The organism is Selenihalanaerobacter shriftii (genome assembly GCF_900167185.1).
GTDB classification, from domain to species: domain Bacteria; phylum Bacillota; class Halanaerobiia; order Halobacteroidales; family Acetohalobiaceae; genus Selenihalanaerobacter; species Selenihalanaerobacter shriftii.
In genome coordinates, this window is the sequence record NZ_FUWM01000022.1 from 18,048 (window position 1) to 38,478 (window position 20,431).

General features: G+C 32.7%; 22 protein-coding genes. 3 read left to right on the plus strand and 19 right to left on the minus strand.

All coding sequences use genetic code 11. The annotated features are described in order from the left end of the window. Window positions 1-8: 8 nt before the first annotated feature. The 18 genes from yqfC to B5D41_RS11520 all read right to left on the minus strand — a co-directional run bounded on the left by yqfC (window position 9) and on the right by B5D41_RS11520 (window position 18,099). Complete coding sequence (yqfC, locus tag B5D41_RS11435) at window positions 9-296, minus strand: sporulation protein YqfC (protein WP_078810785.1); 288 nt, start codon at window positions 294-296, stop codon at window positions 9-11. 187 nt (window positions 297-483) lie between these two features. Next, a complete protein-coding gene (locus tag B5D41_RS11440; RefSeq protein WP_078810786.1) occupies window positions 484-951 on the minus strand; it encodes a hypothetical protein in 468 nt (155 codons plus the stop codon). A 24-nt stretch (window positions 952-975) separates the two neighbouring features. Further along, a complete protein-coding gene (gene floA / locus B5D41_RS11445; RefSeq protein ID WP_078810787.1) occupies window positions 976-1,962 on the minus strand; it encodes a flotillin-like protein FloA in 987 nt (328 codons plus the stop codon). A 13-nt stretch (window positions 1,963-1,975) separates the two neighbouring features. Continuing rightward, complete coding sequence (locus B5D41_RS11450; RefSeq protein WP_078810788.1) at window positions 1,976-3,280, minus strand: NfeD family protein; 1,305 nt, start codon at window positions 3,278-3,280, stop codon at window positions 1,976-1,978. A gap of 107 nt (window positions 3,281-3,387) precedes the next feature. Further along, the gene (locus tag B5D41_RS11455; RefSeq protein ID WP_078810789.1) at window positions 3,388-3,834 is read right to left on the minus strand and encodes a GatB/YqeY domain-containing protein; all 447 of its coding nucleotides are present in this window, start codon (window positions 3,832-3,834) and stop codon (window positions 3,388-3,390) included. 58 nt (window positions 3,835-3,892) lie between these two features. Then, on the minus strand, window positions 3,893-4,237 hold the full coding sequence (locus tag B5D41_RS11460; RefSeq protein WP_078810790.1) for a histidine triad nucleotide-binding protein: 345 nt from the start codon (window positions 4,235-4,237) through the stop codon (window positions 3,893-3,895). Window positions 4,238-4,338: 101 nt separating this feature from the next. Then, window positions 4,339-5,646 (minus strand): tRNA (N(6)-L-threonylcarbamoyladenosine(37)-C(2))-methylthiotransferase MtaB, encoded by a 1,308-nt coding sequence (mtaB, locus tag B5D41_RS11465; protein WP_078810791.1) that lies wholly within the window; start codon window positions 5,644-5,646, stop codon window positions 4,339-4,341. Then, the gene (locus tag B5D41_RS11470; protein WP_078810792.1) at window positions 5,646-6,395 is read right to left on the minus strand and encodes a 16S rRNA (uracil(1498)-N(3))-methyltransferase; all 750 of its coding nucleotides are present in this window, start codon (window positions 6,393-6,395) and stop codon (window positions 5,646-5,648) included. The genes mtaB and B5D41_RS11470 overlap by 1 nt, the downstream gene beginning before the upstream one ends. A 1-nt stretch (window position 6,396) precedes the next feature. Beyond that, entirely contained in the window at window positions 6,397-7,284 is an 888-nt protein-coding gene (gene prmA, locus B5D41_RS11475) for a 50S ribosomal protein L11 methyltransferase (protein WP_078810793.1), read from the minus strand. Between the two features lie 19 nt (window positions 7,285-7,303). After that, on the minus strand, window positions 7,304-8,416 hold the full coding sequence (gene dnaJ / locus B5D41_RS11480; protein ID WP_078810794.1) for a molecular chaperone DnaJ: 1,113 nt from the start codon (window positions 8,414-8,416) through the stop codon (window positions 7,304-7,306). A gap of 104 nt (window positions 8,417-8,520) precedes the next feature. Then, the gene (dnaK, locus tag B5D41_RS11485; protein ID WP_078810795.1) at window positions 8,521-10,413 is read right to left on the minus strand and encodes a molecular chaperone DnaK; all 1,893 of its coding nucleotides are present in this window, start codon (window positions 10,411-10,413) and stop codon (window positions 8,521-8,523) included. A 142-nt stretch (window positions 10,414-10,555) separates the two neighbouring features. Then, a complete protein-coding gene (gene grpE, locus B5D41_RS11490) occupies window positions 10,556-11,146 on the minus strand; it encodes a nucleotide exchange factor GrpE (RefSeq protein ID WP_078810796.1) in 591 nt (196 codons plus the stop codon). A 25-nt stretch (window positions 11,147-11,171) separates the two neighbouring features. Next, a complete protein-coding gene (gene hrcA, locus B5D41_RS11495) occupies window positions 11,172-12,227 on the minus strand; it encodes a heat-inducible transcriptional repressor HrcA (protein ID WP_078810797.1) in 1,056 nt (351 codons plus the stop codon). Between the two features lie 161 nt (window positions 12,228-12,388). After that, window positions 12,389-13,528: a radical SAM family heme chaperone HemW gene (gene hemW / locus B5D41_RS11500; protein WP_078810798.1), complete on the minus strand. Its 1,140-nt coding sequence runs from the start codon at window positions 13,526-13,528 to the stop codon at window positions 12,389-12,391. Window positions 13,529-13,542: 14 nt separating this feature from the next. Next, complete coding sequence (gene lepA, locus B5D41_RS11505) at window positions 13,543-15,348, minus strand: translation elongation factor 4 (protein ID WP_078810799.1); 1,806 nt, start codon at window positions 15,346-15,348, stop codon at window positions 13,543-13,545. An 81-nt stretch (window positions 15,349-15,429) separates the two neighbouring features. Beyond that, window positions 15,430-16,605 (minus strand): stage II sporulation protein P, encoded by a 1,176-nt coding sequence (gene spoIIP, locus B5D41_RS11510; protein WP_078810800.1) that lies wholly within the window; start codon window positions 16,603-16,605, stop codon window positions 15,430-15,432. A gap of 124 nt (window positions 16,606-16,729) precedes the next feature. Then, window positions 16,730-17,740, minus strand: a complete 1,011-nt coding sequence (gene gpr, locus B5D41_RS11515) for a GPR endopeptidase (RefSeq protein ID WP_078810801.1) — start codon at window positions 17,738-17,740, stop codon at window positions 16,730-16,732. Between the two features lie 23 nt (window positions 17,741-17,763). Then, window positions 17,764-18,099: a phage holin family protein gene (locus B5D41_RS11520; protein WP_078810802.1), complete on the minus strand. Its 336-nt coding sequence runs from the start codon at window positions 18,097-18,099 to the stop codon at window positions 17,764-17,766. Between the two features lie 192 nt (window positions 18,100-18,291). Between B5D41_RS11520 and rpsT the strand changes: the two genes are divergently transcribed. Continuing rightward, window positions 18,292-18,558 carry a 30S ribosomal protein S20 gene (gene rpsT / locus B5D41_RS11525; protein WP_078810803.1) on the plus strand — a complete coding sequence of 89 codons (267 nt, stop codon included), beginning with the start codon at window positions 18,292-18,294 and terminating at the stop codon, window positions 18,556-18,558. 59 nt (window positions 18,559-18,617) lie between these two features. Here the strand turns inward: rpsT and holA are convergent, their stop codons facing one another. Further along, a complete protein-coding gene (gene holA, locus B5D41_RS11530) occupies window positions 18,618-19,637 on the minus strand; it encodes a DNA polymerase III subunit delta (protein WP_078810804.1) in 1,020 nt (339 codons plus the stop codon). 154 nt (window positions 19,638-19,791) lie between these two features. Here holA and B5D41_RS11535 point away from each other — a divergent pair, with 154 nt between their 5' ends. Both B5D41_RS11535 and B5D41_RS11540 read left to right on the plus strand, forming a co-directional pair. Further along, complete coding sequence (locus B5D41_RS11535) at window positions 19,792-19,998, plus strand: alpha/beta-type small acid-soluble spore protein (protein WP_234983946.1); 207 nt, start codon at window positions 19,792-19,794, stop codon at window positions 19,996-19,998. A gap of 176 nt (window positions 19,999-20,174) precedes the next feature. Beyond that, window positions 20,175-20,431 (plus strand): alpha/beta-type small acid-soluble spore protein (locus B5D41_RS11540; protein ID WP_078810805.1); only part of this gene is annotated, 257 nt, incomplete at its 3' end.

The following is a 20,431-nucleotide window of genomic DNA, read 5'->3' on the forward strand; positions in this document are numbered from 1 at the left end:
TCACTTCCCTAATAATATTTAAAATTAATATCCTTAATATATCCTGTAATTCGTGCTTCCTCCTTACTTAACTCTTCTATTATTAATTCCTTTCCCAAAATAATAACCTGTCCCTTATGAATTCTAATCCTAACCTTTTCTTGGTCATATTCAATAACCCCACGATGATTTTCTAAGTTTAGCTCTAAATTGCCAACAAGAGCAATTCGTGGCACATCAAGTACTACATCTTTCGGTAATTCGAAAAAATCAGCAAATTTATTTTTAAACTTTTCTTTAATACTATCATTTTCCAATCCAACCCCTCCCTAACTACTTCTTGTATTAAATTTATGTCTAAAGGAATATAATAATAACTAAAATAAAAAAAGCTGACCTATATAGGCCAGCTTTCTAGACTTACTATGTAATTTTATTAACTTTCCCTTGGATCAAATGGTTGAATCTCACCATGTTTTAATACCAAATCTAATTATCTAGTATTTATTTTCCCTTATTAAAATTATAAGGTCTCTTAGCACGAGGAGGTTTTAAAATTTCTGATAATATAATACCTTGCTGTAATTGGCGATGTCCTAAATTATTTAAGTCCAAATTTTTTCTATCTTTTTTTCGCTTAAGATCTTTTTGTTCTGTCTCTATATCAGCTATTTTTCTTTTAACTTCATTCTTCTTTCTTTTAGCCTTATCCTGCTTAGCTTTTAACTCCATTAATTCATCATCTAATTTATTATTGGTTCTTTTTAATTGTGAATCCTGTTCTCTGACATGCCTTTGTTTTTTATTAATATCCTGCAAATTGCCCTTATCTTCTTTTAAATTAGATTCAGGATTTGGCTCCATAGGACTTTTATCTAAGTCTGGTTCCTGATAATTATTATTAAGTTTTTTGATAAAGGCAGAAAGCATAATATATCCAACATAAAGTATAAAAAGGATTATAATTTCCATATCTACCCTCCTTGAATACCGAAATTAATCATTATCAGCAGTATTCTTTTGTCCTTCGTGGTCAGTACCAGAAATACTCTCTCGCATCTGAGTATCTGCTTTTATATTCTGCATATTCATATAATCCATAACTCCCATCTTCCCTTCACGTAAAGCTTCTGCCATAGCCTTTGGAACTTCTGCCTCTGATTCTACTACCTTAGCCCGCATCTCTTGGACCTGGGCCTTCATCTCTTGTTCCTGCGCTACAGCCATAGCTCTTCTTTCTTCTGCTTTAGCCTGAGCTATCTCTTTATCGGCTTCCGCTTGGTCGGTCTGTAATTGCGCACCAATATTCTTACCAACATCCACATCTGCAATATCAATAGATAATATTTCAAATGCTGTTCCAGAATCTAAACCTTTATCTAATACAGTCTCCGAAATAGAATCCGGGTTTTCTAATACTTTCGTATGAGCATCTGCTGAACCAACAGTAGTAACTATCCCTTCTCCCACTCGAGCTAAAATAGTTTCTTCACCAGCTCCACCTACTAAACGCTCAATATTAGCTCTAACAGTCACTCTAGCATTTGCCTGCACCTGAATTCCATCCATAGCTACTGCTGTAACTAATGGTGTCTGGATTACTTTTGGATTAACACTCATCTGCACCGCCTCTAAAACATCTCTTCCTGCTAAGTCTATAGCGGCTGCTCGTTCAAAAATCAAATCTATATCTGCTCTTTCAGCAGCAATTAATGCATCCACTACCCGGTCTACGTTCCCTCCAGCTAGATAATGAGCCTCTAAACGATCTACTCCTAACTTCAAACCAGCTTTATGAGACTTAATCATTGGCCTAACTATATTAGCTGGTGGTACTCTTCTTAACCTCATTCCGATTAAAGTACCAAGACCTACTTTAACTCCAGAAGCCAAAGCAGATATCCAAAGTCCTATTGGGATTATGTAACTAAATAAAATAAAGAACCCACCAATAAATATTATTGGTAAAAGTAAACTTGTCATTATTAATCACTCCTTATTCTGTTAATTGCCTTACCACTATTCTCCTACCACGAGCAGCTATTACTTCAACCCTCTGCTCTTTTGAGATAAATCCTCCTTCTGAAACTACATCCTTTCTTTGATCACCTATTTGAGCAACTCCTGCTGGGCGAAGTGGCGTAATAGTTATACCCTGCTTACCAACTAAACCTTGATTATCTCTATTGCTAATATAGCCATCTTCTTTAGTTTGAGCAGTAGAAAGTTCAATTCTGCTCCAAGTAGTACTTGTAATAAAATATTTTAACGCAATAAGTATACCAACTATACTAGACATTGTAGAAATAGTAATTACATAAATTGCAACATCTTTATTTTCAAAACTAAAAAATAAACTACTAAGTACCGCAATAATCCCACCAATACCAGTTATTCCAAACCCTGGCACTACTAAAACTTCTAATGCTAAAAGAAAGATCCCCAGTATGAAGAACAAAATCAATCCAAACCCAGTAGTACCTGCAATTAATCTCCCAGCAAAATATAATCCTAAAGATAATAAACCTACACTACCAGATGCTCCCCACCCTAGAGTAATTCCTTCAAGAATTAAACCTATAAAACCGATTGTAAGTAAAATTGTACTAACTAAAGGGTTTGAAGTAAAGCGAGCTAAGTTTTCCTTTAAGTTAGAATTAATTATTCTTACTTCTGCTTGATGATAACCTCCTTGAATCAATGCTTCTTCCCTATTATTGACAACTCCATTTATAAATGTTAATTTCTCTGCCTCTTTAGCAGTTAAGGTTAATATCTGTCCTTGCTCCACTACTCCATCTATCTGAACTCTAGCATCTACCATAGCTGCTGCTAATTTAGGATCACGTCCTGTCTTTTCTGCTGTAGACTCAAATTCTTTCCGAAAAGCGGAAATGAATTTTTCTTCCTTAGGCCTAGTTTCAGCAGCTCCAATACTACTCCCAGAATTCATATAAATCTGATCACTGGCTGTAGTAATTAAAGCCCCTGCTGACCAAGCTCTATTCTCTACATATGCAATAACCGGTACATCTGTCTTTAAAATTGTATCTCTAATTTCAGTAGATGCTTTTACTAATCCTCCAAAAGTATCTATCGATAACAAAATAGCATCTGCATTTTCTTCCTCTGCTTGCTGAATACCACGAGAAATAAATTTAGCTAATCCTAAATCAATTGTTCCCTTCACTGGAATCTGATAAACTAATTTATTATTATTATTGGCTAAAGCTCTATGTCCTACTCCACCAATTAACAACCCCAAAACAAGTAAAAGGATTAATAAACATCTTCTATACATCTTACATCAATCCTTTCTAAATAATCACTTAATAATTACTTAGATCATAAATACATAAAATACTCGGTACTAATCTAGCACCGAGCATATGACCTATATCAATACATTTATGATTGTAATTTTTCTTTAACTAATCTACTTACTTCACTACCATCAGCTCTACCTTTAGTCTGCGGTATAATTGCTCCCATTACTTTACCCATATCACTCATACCTTCTGCTCCTACTTTGTCGATAGTCTCTTCAACTAAATCAACCAATTCGTCTTCTGACAATTGTTCCGGTAAATATTTACCCAAAATCTCAATCTCTTTTTTTAAATCAGCAACGACATCGTCTTTACCAACTTTTTTATATTCAGTAATCGATTCTTTTCGCTGTTTAACTTCTTTTGCTAAAACAGCAATAACCTCATCATCAGATAAGTCTCTTCTATCGTCTATTTCAACATTTTTAATTGCAGCTCTAGTCATTCTAATTACTGATAATTTCTGTTTGTCGCCCTCTTTCATTGCTTTCTTCATATCAGCAAGTAATTCTTCTTTCAAGGACATAAATCCTTACCTCCTTCTAAAAAATAAAATACATCCTAAATTAACTACTCATTTAATTTTAACCTGGTGGCCATTGTAGGCTTCTACCACCTAATAAATGAAAATGCAAGTGAAACACAGTCTGCCCACCTGCTTCATTACAATTATTAACGACTCTAAATCCTTCTTCATCAATTTCTTCTTCTTCTGCTAGTTTACCAGCAACTTGGTAGATATGACCAATTAACTCATTGTTCTTTTCAGTTAAGTCTAGAGTAGTTGGAATATGTTTTTTAGGAACAATTAAGATATGTACTGGTGCTTGTGGCTCGACATCTCTAAAAGCGACCACCTTATCATCTTCATATATAATATCACTATCCATTTCATGATTGACAATATCACAGAAGATACAATCCGACATATTCTATTCCCTCCTTTATGCATACCTTTATAACATAGTTACAAATATATTCTTGACAGGATAATTAAACTCCTTCTTTTCTAAGTGCATAAATCATCAAACTAATCTATAATTTCACCTATTAAATAATCTTCTGCCTCTCTTATTAACCCTACATCTACTAACTGCCCTTCATATTTATCATTTTCATCAACCATTACTCGCAAATAGTTATCGGTTAAACCAGTTAATAGATTAGTCTGGTGGTTTCTCTCATCTTCCAGTAAGACATCTAGTTCTTTGCCTATAAATTCTCTGCGATAATCAACTGCCATACTCTTAGCTAATTCACGTAATTTTGCACTTCGTTTCTTCTTAACTTTAGAATGTACTTGATTAGATAAATTAGCAGCTGGGGTCCCTTCTCTTTTAGAATATTTAAAGACATGAAGATCACTAAATCCAATCTCTTTAATAAATTCATAAGTAGTTTCAAAGTTTTCATCTGTCTCTCCAGGAAACCCTACCATTACATCAGTGGTAATAGCAATTTCTGGTATTTTATTTCTAATCTTTTCTACTTTAGCAGCATACTCTGTAGTAGTATATTCTCGATTCATTGCTTCTAATACTTTATCACTACCACTTTGCAAAGGTAGATGTAAATGACGACATAATTTCTTCTCATTAGCAATCATATTTATTAATTCTTCATTAACTTCAGTAGCCTCTATTGAACTTAATCGAATTCTTTCAATACCATTGATCGGTAAGAGTTCTTTAATCAAAGTATTTAAATTATTTTTTTTCTCTCTCTCTTCTCCATAAGCACCTAAATGAATACCAGTTAAGACTATCTCTTTGAACCCATTTTCAGCTAAGCGCTTAGCTTCTGCTATAGCCTCCGTTAATTCTCTACTTCTAATTGAACCACGGGTATATGGAATAATACAGTATGCACAAAAACGGTCACAGCCTTCTTGTACCTTTAATGAAGCCCGAGTCCTCTCATTAGATTCAGTAATAGGAATCTCTTCAAAAATATCAGATTCCATTACATCTTGAACATAATCTAAAGGTTTAGTAGCAGCCACTGCCTCTTCAACTAAACTAACAATCTCCTTACGACCTTCAGTACCTACTATTAAATCAATTCCTTCAATCTCTAAAACCTCTTCAGGAGAAACCTGAGGATAGCAGCCAACTACTGCTACAATGGCTTCTGGATTGCGGCGTTTTGCTCGTCGTGTTATCTTTCGAGATTTACTTGCGCCTTGATGCGTTACTGTACAAGTATTTATAATATAAACATCAGCTTCAGTATTAAAATCGACTATCTCATAACCAGCTTCTTTAAATAGATTAATCATAGACTCGGTGTCATATTGATTAACCTTACACCCTAAAGTATAAAATCCAACTCGCTTCATTATTCTCCTCCTAAGTCTCCTAATTCATATAAGACCATACTTAAAGCAGCTAAGCCTGCTGTCTCAGTTCGTAAAATACGTGGTCCTAAAGTTACTGACTTAGCTCCTAATTCTTTAGCTTCCATTACTTCTTCAGAGTCAAAACCACCTTCAGGACCAATAATAATTAGAATTCTATTATTATGTTCAGCTGATGATTTTAAAATTTTCTTCAACCCTATACTCTCTTCATCTTCCCAAGGCAATAAAATTAAATCATAATTATTAATTATTAATTCTAAATCAGCAAAATCTATTAAATCTTCAACCGTTGGAATTTTAGCTCTACCAGACTGTTTAGCAGCTTCTTTAGCAATCTTTTGCCACCTTTTTTGCCGCCTTTTGGCTTTACTAGGTTTTAACTTAACTACAGTTCTTCTAGTCTCCATAGGGATAATCTTATCCATCCCTAATTCAGTACACTTTTGGACTATTAAATCCATCTTCTTACTCTTAGGTAATCCTTGTAATAGAGTAACCTCTATTTCTGGTTCAACTTCTACTTGGAATTCTTTTTGAATTTCACCTAATACTAAGTCTTCTTGTGTGTCAATAATCTTTACAACATATTTCTTTCCTATACCATCTGCTACGCTAATCTTATCTCCAACATCCAGTCGAAGAGAACGAGTAATGTGTCGCACATCACTTCCAGTAATCTTCACTCGGTCTTCATTAATATTTTCAGGTTTCACAAAGAAATGATGCATATTATTCTCTCCTCTCTCCAATAATCGTCACCCATTCTTCTTGATACTTTATTTCCTTAATCTTTAATCCAAGCTCTTTTAACTTATCTTTTATTTCTGCCTCTTTTTCATCTATAATTCCCGATAAAACAAATATACTATCTTCATGCAAAACTTTTAAGATATCAGGAATTAGCTCTTTAATAATATGCGGTAATATATTAGCTACAACTAAATCATATTTTTCCTCAACAGTATTAACTAAATCACCTTGCTTAACTACTACTTTATCTTCAATTCCATTAAGCTTTAAATTATCCTTTGCAACCTTTATAGCTACTTCATCAATATCAATGGCTAATATATTTTTAATTTGTAATAAATTAGCAACTATAGATAAAATTCCGGTTCCTGTTCCTATATCTAACATATTCTGACACTGGCTATAATAATCTTCAATTGCTTCTATGCACATAGTTGTAGTTGCATGAGATCCTATTCCAAAGGCCATCCCAGGGTTCAGATCTATTATTTCTTCTCCAGATTGAGGTTGATAATCTTCCCAGGTTGGCTTAACTACTATTCTTTTCGTTATTCTCTCTGGTTTAAAATACTGCTTCCAAGAAGTACTCCATTCTTCTTCCGGTATAGTCTCTAACTCTACTTTACCAGAGCCAACATCCAATCCATATTCTGTCAATTGTCCGATCCTACTCTTTAGTTTAACCAACTTAGATTCAAAAGAATCATTAACTGGGAGATAAGATTTAATTAATAAGTTATCTTCTGACTCTATTGTCTCTACTATTTCTTCCTGAATTAATCCATCTGTACCTATCTCCCGTAAAATATTATCAATAGCTGGCAATGATTCATCTTTGGAGAAAATTTTAAGTTCTACCCACTCCATGATTTTAATCTCCTTTAATTTACATTCCTAAAGCATCTCTAACCTTCTTAAAAAAACCTTTTTCCTCAGGATTAATCTCTTCACCACTGATATCCGCAAAATTCTTTAATAGGTCTTTCTGATCTTTATCTAATTTTTCAGGGATTATCACTTTAACTTTAATATGCTGGTCTCCCCGGCCACTACCTCTTAAATGAGGTACACCTTTATTTTTAAGTCTAAATGAAGTACCAGGCTGAGTTCCTTCTGGAATTTTAAATTTAACCTTTCCATCTAATGTTGGTACTTGAATCTCATCACCTAATGTAGCCTGCACAAAATTAATCGGCACTTCACAGAGTACATCGTCTCCTCTACGTTTAAATAATTTATGAGATCTTACATTAATAACTACAAGAAGATCTCCAGCTGGACCGTTGTTCTCACCAGCTTCTCCTTCACCTCTTAATCTTAATCTCGATCCATCATCTACACCTGCTGGTATGTCTACAGTAATTGATCTTCTTTTACGCACTTTCCCTTTTCCACCACATGTTGGACAAGGATCTTTAACAAACTTACCATTACCATGACAGCGATCACAAGTTGTTGTCTGTACAAACTGACCAAAAGGAGTCTGTTGCTTAATTTGAACCTGTCCTGTACCATTGCACTTAGCACAAGTTTCTACATCACTATCTGATTTAGCTCCACTCCCGCCACAATTGTCACATTCCTCAGTACGTGGAATTTTAATTTCTTTCTCTGTTCCAAAAGCTGCTTCTTCAAAGTCAATAGACATATTGTATCGTAAATCTGAACCTTTACGTGGTGCATTTCTTCGTTGACGTCTACCTCTTCCACCACCGCCACCAAAGAACATATCAAAGATATCATCAAAACCACCAAAACCACCTTGGCCAAAGTCCTGATCTACACCAGCATGACCATATTGATCATATCTAGCTCTCTTTTCATCATCACTTAAGACTTTATATGCTTCAGAAGCCTCTTTAAACTTTTCCTCAGCATTCAGTTCATCACTAACATCCGGGTGATACTTCTTAGCTAATTTACGATATTCTCGTTTAATCTCTTTATCACTAGCATCTTTACTAACACCTAAAATTTCATAATAATCTCGCTTACTCATAATATAAATCCACCACCTCACACTTTAATAATCTATGAACATAAACAAAGCCAAAGCCATTTGGCTTTGACTTTGTGTTAATCTTGACTAACTACATCCAATTATTATTCACTATCAACTTCATCATCGTCAACTTCTTCATAATCAACATCAACTACATCTTCATCATCTTCAGTTTCGCCACCAGCAGCTCCTTGAGCTCCAGCCTGTTGTTGAGCTTGTTGTTGGGCTTGCTCAGCTTGAGAATACATCTGCTGAGTTAATTCATGTAACTGACTAGTTAGTGCTTCTTTCTTCTCATTAATCGCCTCAATATCTATCTCATCTGGATTGATATTCTGCATATCAATATCTTCTAATACTTCTTCTAACTCTTCTTTAGCAGATTCAATCTCTCCCGTTACTGAAGCATCCATGTTTTCTCCTGCTTCTTCCATAGTTTTTTCAACTTGATGAACTAAACTGTCTGCTTCTGTAACAGTTTCCACTGCTTCTCGACGTTTCTTATCCTCTTCAGCATGTTCTTCTGCTTCTTGTACCATTTCTTCAATCTCTTCATCTGATAATCCAGTATCTGATTTAATAGTGATATCCTGCTCATTTCCAGTACCTTTATCTTGAGCTGAAACATGCACAATACCATTAGCATCAATATTAAAAGTTACTTCTATTTGTGGTACTCCTCTACGAGCAGGCGGAATACCTGTTAATTGGAAACGACCTAAAGTCTTATTATCTTTAGCCATTTCTCTTTCACCTTGTAACACATGAATATCTACTGCTGTCTGATTATCAGCTGCTGTACTAAAGACTTTGCTTTCTGATGTAGGAATTGTAGTATTTTTGTCAATTAGCTTAGTAAATACTCCACCCATAGTCTCAATACCTAAAGATAATGGAGTAACATCTAATAATACTAAGTCATCTACATCTCCTGCTAATACTCCACCTTGAATTGCAGCACCTAGAGCTACACATTCATCTGGATTAATACCTTTATTAGGGTCATTAACTACTGCTTTTTTAACTGCTTCTTGAACTGCAGGAATTCTAGTAGAACCTCCAACTAATAATACTTGATCTATATCATTCTTATTTAATTCAGCATCAGATAATGCTTGACGAGTTGGTTTCATTGTTCTTTCAACTAAATCTGCAGTCATTTTTTCAAATTGAGATCTAGTAATATCGATATCTAAGTGCTTAGGACCTGTCTCTGTTTGAGTAATGAATGGTAAATTAACATTTGTACTTGCTACACCTGATAATTCAATCTTAGCTTTCTCCGCAGCATCCTTTAATCTCTGTAAAGACATATTATCGTCTCTTAAATCAATACCGTGTTCTTTCTTAAACTCTTCAGCTAAGTAATCTATAATCTTTTCATCGAAATCATCACCACCTAATTTATTATCACCATTAGTAGCAACAACTTCAAATACACCGCCACCTAACTCTAGGATAGAGATATCAAAAGTTCCTCCACCTAAGTCATATACTAAAATAGTTTGATCACTATCATCATCTAATCCATAAGCTAAAGAAGCAGCAGTCGGTTCATTAATAATTCTTTCTACTTCTAAACCAGCAATCTTACCTGCATCTTTAGTTGCCTGTCTTTGAGCATCACTAAAGTAGGCTGGTACTGTAATTACAGCTTTTTTAACATCTTCTCCTAAATAATCCTCAGCATCTCTCTTTAACTTCTGCAAAATCATAGCAGAAATTTCTTGAGGAGTATGCTCTTTACCATTTAATTCTTCACTATGGTCAGTTCCCATATGTCGCTTAATAGAAATAACAGTTTGATCCGGATTTGTAATAGCTTGACGCTTAGCAGGTTCACCAACTAATCTTTCACCTTTTTTAGAAAATCCAACTACAGAAGGAGTAGTTCTACTTCCTTCAGCATTAGGAATAACTGTTGGCTCTCCACCTTCCACGACAGCTACACATGAATTAGTAGTTCCTAAATCAATTCCAATTATTTTACTCATACTAAATCATCCCCCTTATTTAAATGTCTGTATAAAAATATATATTAAACACAAAGTAAAAAACGAATTATTTTACATTCTATAATATATGAAGTCCATTCACTTTATGTGATTACCACTATTACACCCAAAATTTTAGATGTTATTTAGCTACTTTTACCATCGATGCTCTTAAGACTTGATCGTTGAATATATAACCTTTTTGTAATTCCTCAGTGATAATTCCTGATTCATATTCATCACTTTCTACCTGCATTACCGCTTCGTGAATTTTAGGATCGAATTCATCACCGACTGTTGGAATAACCTTTAATCCTTCTTCTTTTAAAACCTTAGTTAACTGTCTAGACACCATCTCTACTCCTTCTAAAAATCCAGTTAAGTCCTGATTATCCTTAGAAGAAGAAAGGGCTCTTTCGAAGTTATCTAAAACCGGCAATAACTCGTTGACTAATTCTTTAGTTGCATTTGATTTAAGTCTTTCTTTTTCTCTTCTAACTCTCTTTTTGTAATTTGAAAATTCAGCCTGTGATCTCTGAAGTCTATCTATGTATTTCTGTTTTTCTAATTCACTCCTTTCTAATTCTTCTTGTAATTCAATAAAGTTTTCTTCAGTAATTTCAACTTCTATTTTATTATCCTCATCATCATTAATTTTTTCTTGATCTTTTTCTTCTTGTTCTCTTTCTAATGCTTCTTTCTCTAAATCATTTTTTTCTTTACTAATAGCCATTAGCTATCATCACCACCTACTTAACTTATTTATTTTTATCAGTTAGCATACTACTTAAGACTTGAGCCATCATCTTAACAATAGAAACTACATTGGAATAATCCATCCTTGTAGGACCTAAAACTCCAATTTTTCCGATAGCTCTATTATTTAATCTATAAGTAGCAGTTACCATACTACAATTTTTAATTTCATCAATTTCATTCTCTTGACCAATGGTAATACTAACTCCAGACATATTATCATCACCAGATATAGTTCCCAAAATATCATATAATAATTCTTCTTCTTCTAAAAGTCGCAATACTGATTTGACTTTTTGAATATCATTAAATTCTGGTTGTTCTAAAATATTTGTTGTTCCACCTAAATAAACCTTCTCTTTACTAGAAATAGGATTAAACAAATCTGGATATAGAAAATTAATATTACCTTCAAAATAATCAAGTCGATCAAGTAATTTATGCTCTAAATCTGATAATAACTGCTCATTTATTTGATTTAAAGTCAACCCTCGTAATCGTTCATTCAAAAACCGTGACATCTCCTGTAACTCAGAATGACTCAACTCTTGTGGCATAGCAACTATTCGATCTTGTATACCAAGGTCAGTAATTAAGATTAATAATACATTCTTACTATCTAGTGGAATTAATTTTAAACTTCTAAAAACACTATTTTTAACCTGAGGGCTTAAAATTAAAGACGTATACTTAGTTAAATCTGATAACATATTTGAAGTCTTATAAATAATTTCATGTATTTCTTTAGCCTTAGCTTCATATTCATAGTTATCTTTAATCGCCTCTTGTTGTCGCTTAGAAACTTTTTGTAATTCCATTAATGTGTCTACATAAAACCTATATCCTCTGTCTGACGGAATTCGACCAGCCGATTTATGTGGCTGTTTTAAATAACCCATTTCTTCTAAATCAGCCATTTCATTCCTGATGGTTGCCGAGCTAAATCCAAAGTTATATCTTCTCACTAACGTACGTGAACCAATCGGTTCAGCAGTCATCACATACTCATTAATGATGGCCTTTAATACCTTCTTCTTCCGTTCCGTCATCTTCAACATTATAACTCTCACCCCTCAGTATTAGCACTCGTTAAGTTCGAGTGCTAACAACCAACTATAATTAAAATATCACTTACCTCACCATTTGTCAAACAATACTAATCTTTATTAAAGCAAATTAATTAAATAATACTCCTGAATACTAGCAAATACTCCAGAACTTACCCAAGAATAAATTCAGCTAATACATCATTGGCTAATACTAAACCTCGACGCGTAAGAGTTATTCTTTTAGAAGTAACTCTTATATAATTCTCTTTTTCTAACTTCTTTATCTCTTGACCATATACCTTATCAAGACTTTCGCCAAAACGATCTTCAAATCTAGACAAAGAAATCCCTTCTCTTAATCTCAAGCCTAAAATCATGCTTTCTACTATTTTATCCTCACGAGTTAATTGATTTACTTCTTTAATAGGCAATTCTCCTGAGTTGACAGTATTAATATATTCTGAAATCGACGTCACATTACTACCTCTTACATCTCCATCATAAAAATGTGCCCCTGGACCTAGAGCTAAATAAGGCTCATTACGCCAATAAATCCGGTTATGCTCCGATTCATAACCAGAACGAGCAAAATTAGAAATTTCATAATGTTTATAACCATTTTCAGTTAAAAAATCCATAGTTAACTGATACATTTCTAAATCTATTTCTTCTGAAACCGGCTCTAATAAACCATTATCTACATCACGAGCAAATTTGGTCCCTGGTTCAATCTTCAAATTATATGTGGATAAATGATTAGGATGTAGTTTTAAAGATTGTCTAAGTGTAGCTTCCCATTCAACTACTTTTTGACCTGGTAAAGCAAAAATTAAATCTAAATTAATATTTTCAAATCCTAATTCTCTAGCTAAATAATAATTATCAATAGCTTGCTTAGCAGTATGAATTCTGCCTAGTTCTCTTAAAGTTTGATTATTAAAAGATTGCACACCAAAACTTAAGCGATTAATTCCACCTTCTTTTAATAAAGATAATTTATTCTTACTAAGAGTACCAGGATTAGCTTCAATACTTATTTCACTATCCGATTCTACTTTAAATTCTTCTTTGAGAAGTAATAATAAATCTAAAAGAGCATCTCCATCAAGACAAGTGGGAGTTCCACCTCCAATAAAGACACTCTTTAACGTAGGATATTTATATTTATTAGCTATCATCTTAATCTCTTCAAATAAAGCTGTTAAAAATTCATTAGCTAATTGAGATTCCCATGTTCTAGAGTTAAAGTCACAGTAATAACATTTCCTAATACAAAACGGAATATGAATATATAATCCAATTTTTTTCATAATAAATACTTCCTTTAATCATCAATTTCTAAAATAGCCATGAATGCTTCCTGTGGAATCTCAACACTTCCGACCTGTTTCATCCGTTTTTTACCCGCTTTTTGTTGTTCTAATAATTTTCTTTTTCGAGAAACATCTCCACCATAACATTTTTGTAATACATTCTTACGTTTAGCACGAATAGTCTGTCTAGCAATTACTTTTCTGCTAATAGCAGCCTGTACAGGTACTTTAAACATCTGCTGAGGAATGAATTCTTTTAATTTTTTAGTTAGCTGATTACCAATCTCATAAGCACTATCTCTATGAACAATACAAGATAGAGCATCAACAGGATCTTTATTAACTAAAATGTCTAATTTAACTAAGTCAGCTTCACGATAACCACTAAGTTCATAATCAAAAGTGGCATAACCTCTAGTTACTGATTTAAGCTGATCAAAGAAATCTAAAACTATCTCACTTAACGGTAATCCATATACTAATTTAACTCTATCCTCATCTAAATACTGCATATCCTTAAATTCGCCTCTACGATTCTGTGCAAGCTCCATGCCTTGTCCTACATACTCATCTGGTAGCATAATAGTAGCTTTTACAAAAGGTTCTTCAATATAGTCGATATACTGTCTCTCAGGCATATTCGCTGGATTTTCTACTTTAACCATTTCATCATCTTCTTTATAAACCTTATAAATTACACTAGGAGCAGTAGTAATTAAATCTAAATTATATTCTCGTTCTAACCGCTCTTGAATAATCTCCATATGTAATAATCCTAAAAATCCACATCTATATCCAAAGCCTAATGCTTCAGATGTCTCTGGTTCATATGTTAAAGAAGCATCATTTAATTGTAATTTATCTAAAGCATCCCTTAAAATTTCATAATCATCACCATCCACTGGATATAACCCACAAAAGACCATTGGCTTAGCACTTTGATACCCTGGTAGTGGCTCATCAGCAGGATTATTAGCATTAGTAATAGTATCACCTACTTGACAATAGCTGACATCTTTAACACTAGCTATTACATACCCTACTTCTCCAACAGACAATTCTTTAGTTGGTTGCATAGTAGGTGCAAAAGTTCCTACTTCTTCAACCTTAAAAGTCTTATCCGTAGCCATCATTTTAATCTTCATTCCTGGTTTAATTGAACCTTCCATTACTCGATAATAAGCAATAACACCTTGATATGGGTCATATAATGAATCAAATATTAAAGCTTTAAGAGGCTTGTCCTTATCACCATCAGGGGGTGGTACCTGCTTAACAACTTTTTTCAATACTTCTTCCATACCTATTCCTTCTTTAGCACTAGTTAAAATTGCTTCATAAGGGTCTAAACCAATATCAATTAGTTCTTCTTTTACACGGTCTGGATTAGCACTAGGTAAATCTATCTTATTTATAACCGGAATTATTTCTAAATCAGCTTCTAAAGCTAAGTAAATATTAGCTAGAGTCTGTGCTTCTACTCCTTGGGCCGCATCAATTACTAATAATGCTCCTTCACACGCTGCCAAACTTCGAGAAACTTCATAGGTGAAATCGACATGACCAGGAGTATCTATTAAATTTAAAGTATACTCAACGTCATCACTAGTATTATATTTCATCCTTACAGCTTGAGCTTTAATGGTAATGCCACGTTCACGTTCTAAATCCATATTATCTAAAAGCTGTTCTTCCATTTCTCTTTCAGTAACTGTATCTGTATGCTCTAACAATCTATCGGCTAAAGTTGACTTTCCATGATCAATATGTGCTATGATACAGAAATTTCTAATTCTATCTTGACTGACTTCGCTCAACTTTTTGTCCTCCTTTATTCATAAGCTTACCTTTACAATTATAACACCGATCCCCTAATTTATCAAACTACGCAAATGATATTATTCACCTAGTTCCTCAGCCAATAAAGAAGCAATTACATCAGCCATTAATCGAGCAGAGCGCTTTACCTCAGGCAGTGTATTAATAACCCCTCCAAACTCTAAAATTAAAGCATGAGGATGAATATCTTGATTATAACGTCTATTTTCTACTACCTTCACTTTTCTTAATAATCCAGGATACATACTAGACATCTTATCTGCTAACCTATTAGCAAATTCTAGATTCTTTCTCCAATTCGGATGTGATAAACCATAATCTGAATCTGCTTTAGCAACTACAATCATTATTCTGGCTACTTTTTGACCGTTAATAGTAGTTGTCATGACTTCTTTATTCTGTTTAGCTAAAGCATCGCGATGGATATCAAATACCATTTTTAAGTTTGAATTTTCTTTAACTAAACGTTGTCCAACTCTTCTTGATTTAAAATAAGCTCTTCTATATACAGAATCATTAACTTGGGTATCCTGAATAGCTTGAATTCCATATTTATAATTCAAAGTCTTAACTAACTCTCTACCTACCTCTGTTATATCTCCTTTAGTCCCAGGCGCTGAATGTCCATTAAAGACATTAACTCCATAGCTTTCAGAAGTATGGGTATGATAGACTGCCGCCAATACATTACTATAAAAAGTCTTGACCTCTTTAGATTGCTGAGTTTGAAAAAATCTAACATTATCATTATTAGACTGGCTACTTTGCTTAGTTTGTGAAAATTTCAAGTTAGAATCCTGTAAAGCTTGTCTTTTATTATTGGAACTTCTTTGTATATTATTATTATTTCTTTGTCTTACTGTTGGATAAATTTCTGAAGATGCTACTTCTACTGAATTTTTATTTAAAACTAAAGGGAAAGCTAATTCTGAATCAAGTATACTAACTGGATCACTAATTTTAATATTTAATAAAGATTTAGAAATTAAATCAATTAAATCTGTTGGGCTATTAACCAAATAACTTATTGGTTCTTGCTGCTTACTACCTAAAATAGGCAATGCATGTTTTAAAATTTGTTTAGAATTACTAATATTTAATTCTATGGGTAAAATTGAATTAGGTTTTAATAAATTTATTGAATCACTTAAGATATTAATTATCCCTAATGATAATACTAAAATTAAAATAATTAATATTATTCTTTTAAGTATATAATCTGTTGTTAAAAACATAATTCTTCACCCCTATCCTATTAATGATATCTATGCAAGAATCATAAAAATAGAACTAAAAATAAATAACAAAAATCTATTTCAATAACAAAAACGCTCTGACTTTTAAGTCAGAGCGTTTTTGTTACTGTAAATACATTGATACATCTTCTTCTTTGATATCAGGATGAAGTGCTACATTTAATCCACCAGCAACAACTCTACCAACATCTTTAATTATTTTATCTATTCCTTTAGGAGCCATAATTAGATCCCCCAAATATGGCTGTAAAATTTGATTAATAATCTCTTCCTTTTGCTCTTCGTTAATCTGCTGTAATCTATTATTTAAGTCAGTCCCAGCTAATTGCTCATGCTCCTTAATCTTATCTATAGTATCACTAACTATTGTAACAGAATTAATAACTGTAGGAACTCCTAAAGCAACTACTGGAACTCCCATATCTTCTCTTGTAATTCCTATTCTCTTTTTACCAAGACCAGAACCAGGATAAATACCAGTATCACTAATCTGAATTGTGGAAGCTAAATGTTTGCTCTCTCTAGCAGCTAAAGAATCAACAGCAATTACCAAATCTGGATGTACTTTATCAATTACCCCTTTTAATATTTCAGCAGTCTCAATCCCTGTTAATCCTAAAACACCAGGAGCTAAAGCACAGACTGGCCGCATTCCTTCTCTAGCTTCTATAGGAGCTGCATCATATAGATGTCTCGTTACTAATAAATGATGAGCTACCCTAGGGCCTAAAGCATCAGGAGTAGCATTCCAATTCCCTAACCCAATTACTAAAATTGTAGGCTCTTTATCAGAATTTTTATTTAGATTTTCAAAATGTATTAAATGATTTAACTCGTCTGCCATTACTCCGCTCAAATACTCATGTAATGGTCGCTGTCCTTGTCTTAATCCTTCAGATTCAATGGTAATATAATTGCCTGGTTTCTTACCGATAGCTTTAGCGGCCTGTTGATTCATTACTTGTATTCTAGTTATCTTAGCATCATCAACTTGCTCTTCATCTAAGGTAACTCCTTCTATTTCTCCACCGGTTCTTTCAACTGCTAAATTTCTAGATTCAACCGCTAAATCTGTAAGAACGCTTAAATCTAGAGGTGTATTATCATTTCCCATAAGCTACCTCCTAAATAATTTAATTATCTTAATTCTGTAGGAACAAAGGCATCAACAATCCCTATAACTAAAGCAGCTAATAAAGCACCTACTACTGTTACTGCCATATTAGCAACTACAAATTGAGTAAAATAAATTACTACTGACGAAGTAATAAAACCTATAATTCCTCTACTTTGTGGTGAAATATCATCACCTAAAACCGCTTCAATAGCATATCCTATAACAGCAATAACTATAGCTGCAATTAAAGCATTAGTAAATCCTACAATTTCAAAACCAGGTAAAAAATAACCAACAGCCAAAAGAACAAAAGCAGAAACAATGAATCTAACAATTGCGCCTAACCAACCTACCATGCTATCACCTCCTTTAAAATTTTAATTACTATTATGATATCCGATTCTATTTTTTATATTCAAAACTAAAATTATACTTGCATTTTTTTATTACATATGATAAAATTCTTAATGTTATGTCTAAAATGATAAATACAATTTAATATAATTACTTAATCATATTTTCTTGGATTAAAAGGAGGTGACCGATTAATGCCAACTAGTAAATCTGCAACTAAAAGAGTAAGAACTGCTGAAACTAAAAGAAAAAGAAATGTCAAAATTAAAGACAAGCTTAAAAATACAATCAAAAGTTTTGAAGCAGCTATAGAAGATGAAGATGTAGAGTTAGCTAAAGAAGAATTAAGAAATGCTAAACAAGTTATTGATAAATCTGTTTCTAAAGGTATTATTCATGAGAATAATGCAGCTCGTAAAAAGTCTAAGCTTGAGCGTACTTTTAATGAGTTAGCTGGTTAATCCCATAAAAACATAAGAAACCCTTACATCCAAATGGATGTAAGGGTTTCTTTTTTATCTTATTTTATTATTTCTTTTAACTTTAAAATCAATAACTCAAGTTCCAATTCTTTATCTTGTCCCGTTACTAATTGTACATTACTCTCTAATAACATTTCCAAAATCGTCTCTAAATTAGTAATCGAAAAATTTCTTCCTTGTTTTATACATTTCTTTATTGGATAAGGATGCTGTTTTAATCTAGAAGCTATCTGTTTAGCTGAATTCCCTTCCCTATATAATACTTTTGATTGTAAAATCAATCTTATCTGCCTAGCAATCATCATTAACAAACCGATTTCTGATTGTCCATCTGCTATCATATCATTTAATAACCTTAAAGCCTTTTCATTATTCTGTTCACCAATAGCATCTACAAAATCAAAAATAATATTCTCTTTTAATAATCTATCCTTACTAATAATCTCTTTTACTTTCTGTACAGTAATTAAATCCTCATCACCTAAAAAAGTAGATATCTTTTGCAATTCCATATCTAATCTCTGCAAATCATCATTAAATGTATTCTCTAATAATTTAATAGCTTGTCTATTTATTTGCTTTCCTAATTCTGAAGCTCTTTTTTTAATCCATTTATCTAATGCTTTATATTTTAAGTTTTCAAATTCTAAAACTTGCCCTACTTTTTTAAATCCTTTATACAATTTAGTTCTTTTATCAGGATTATTAGTAGTTTTAAATAATAAAATTGAAGTTTCAGGAAAGTCACCTAAAATCTCAATCATTCTTTCTGCTTCTTTTTTCTTAAATTTATTCGTAAATATCCTATTTGACTTTACAACAATAATTCTTCTTTCACTCATAAATGGTAATTGATTAACTGAATTAATTAATGTAGATATAAATTCTTCCTTTTCATCATCAATAAAATTAAGATTGAAATCTTTAAATTCATCATCTGCAAATTTTTCGACAAAATTATTTATAAATTCATTAATTAAATATTCTTCATCTCCAAATAATAAAAACACATTATCTAAATTAATTATTTTTTTATTTAAGATTTTTTTATATGTCATCGATTTCACCTCTATTTCCTTATTCTATACATAAAATTTGGATTCCTTTCTTAAAATTCATTATTTGTCTTTAAATGCTAACATATTATCTCACATTCTGCAAATAGTATAAATACTACTTGTCTTGACCAAATCAAATAAAGGAGGAATTCAGGTGAGTAAAAATCAACCTGTCAACCCTCTAGCTAAGAAAGCCCTAGATAAATTTAAATATGAAGTTGCTGATGAATTAGACTTAACTAATGACATCAAAAGCAAAGGCTGGGGCAACATGACCACTCGTGATTGTGGCCGAGTCGGTGGACAGATGGTTAGAAAAATGATAGAGAAAGCTGAAAATGGTATGGCACAAGATAAGTAGTAAAATAAGAGCGGTAATTAATGATTAATTACCGCTTTCTTTCACTTCAAAAAAGCAATTTTACCATACTTTTCAACAGTTGCACTAATTAATGGTAAAGTGCTTATAACTACCAGTATACTTTCTGAATTTCTGATTAATAATATTATTACAACAGAATAAAGGAGGTGAAAATATTGAGTACTCGAAACAATAGTAACCAATTAATTAATCCTATGGCTAGACAAGCATTAGATAAGTTCAAAATGGAAGCTGCTCAAGAACTTAACGTTAGTAATGAGTATAAGTCTGGTTATTGGGGGAATATGACTTCCCGTGAGTGTGGTGCCGTTGGTGGTCAAATGGTTAAGAAAATGATTGAACATGCTCAAAACGAAATGGCCAATGGTACTAGTATGAATGCTCCACAATCTTCTCAAGATGCCACTAACCT

Bases quoted from the DNA above. Each gene is read 5' to 3' on its own strand.
- B5D41_RS11440 (WP_078810786.1), bottom strand. From the start codon at position 951: ATGGAAATTATAATCCTTTTTATACTTTATGTTGGATATATTATGCTT.
- floA (WP_078810787.1), bottom strand. From the start codon at position 1,962: ATGACAAGTTTACTTTTACCAATAATATTTATTGGTGGGTTCTTTATT.
- B5D41_RS11450 (WP_078810788.1), bottom strand. From the start codon at position 3,280: ATGTATAGAAGATGTTTATTAATCCTTTTACTTGTTTTGGGGTTGTTA.
- B5D41_RS11455 (WP_078810789.1), bottom strand. From the start codon at position 3,834: ATGTCCTTGAAAGAAGAATTACTTGCTGATATGAAGAAAGCAATGAAA.
- B5D41_RS11460 (WP_078810790.1), bottom strand. From the start codon at position 4,237: ATGTCGGATTGTATCTTCTGTGATATTGTCAATCATGAAATGGATAGT.
- mtaB (WP_078810791.1), bottom strand. From the start codon at position 5,646: ATGAAGCGAGTTGGATTTTATACTTTAGGGTGTAAGGTTAATCAATAT.
- B5D41_RS11470 (WP_078810792.1), bottom strand. From the start codon at position 6,395: ATGCATCATTTCTTTGTGAAACCTGAAAATATTAATGAAGACCGAGTG.
- prmA (WP_078810793.1), bottom strand. From the start codon at position 7,284: ATGGAGTGGGTAGAACTTAAAATTTTCTCCAAAGATGAATCATTGCCA.
- dnaJ (WP_078810794.1), bottom strand. From the start codon at position 8,416: ATGAGTAAGCGAGATTATTATGAAATTTTAGGTGTTAGTAAAGATGCT.
- dnaK (WP_078810795.1), bottom strand. From the start codon at position 10,413: ATGAGTAAAATAATTGGAATTGATTTAGGAACTACTAATTCATGTGTA.
- grpE (WP_078810796.1), bottom strand. From the start codon at position 11,146: ATGGCTATTAGTAAAGAAAAAAATGATTTAGAGAAAGAAGCATTAGAA.
- hrcA (WP_078810797.1), bottom strand. From the start codon at position 12,227: ATGTTGAAGATGACGGAACGGAAGAAGAAGGTATTAAAGGCCATCATT.
- hemW (WP_078810798.1), bottom strand. From the start codon at position 13,528: ATGAAAAAAATTGGATTATATATTCATATTCCGTTTTGTATTAGGAAA.
- spoIIP (WP_078810800.1), bottom strand. From the start codon at position 16,605: ATGTTTTTAACAACAGATTATATACTTAAAAGAATAATATTAATTATT.
- gpr (WP_078810801.1), bottom strand. From the start codon at position 17,740: ATGGGAAATGATAATACACCTCTAGATTTAAGCGTTCTTACAGATTTA.
- B5D41_RS11520 (WP_078810802.1), bottom strand. From the start codon at position 18,099: ATGGTAGGTTGGTTAGGCGCAATTGTTAGATTCATTGTTTCTGCTTTT.
- rpsT (WP_078810803.1), top strand. From the start codon at position 18,292: ATGCCAACTAGTAAATCTGCAACTAAAAGAGTAAGAACTGCTGAAACT.
- holA (WP_078810804.1), bottom strand. From the start codon at position 19,637: ATGACATATAAAAAAATCTTAAATAAAAAAATAATTAATTTAGATAAT.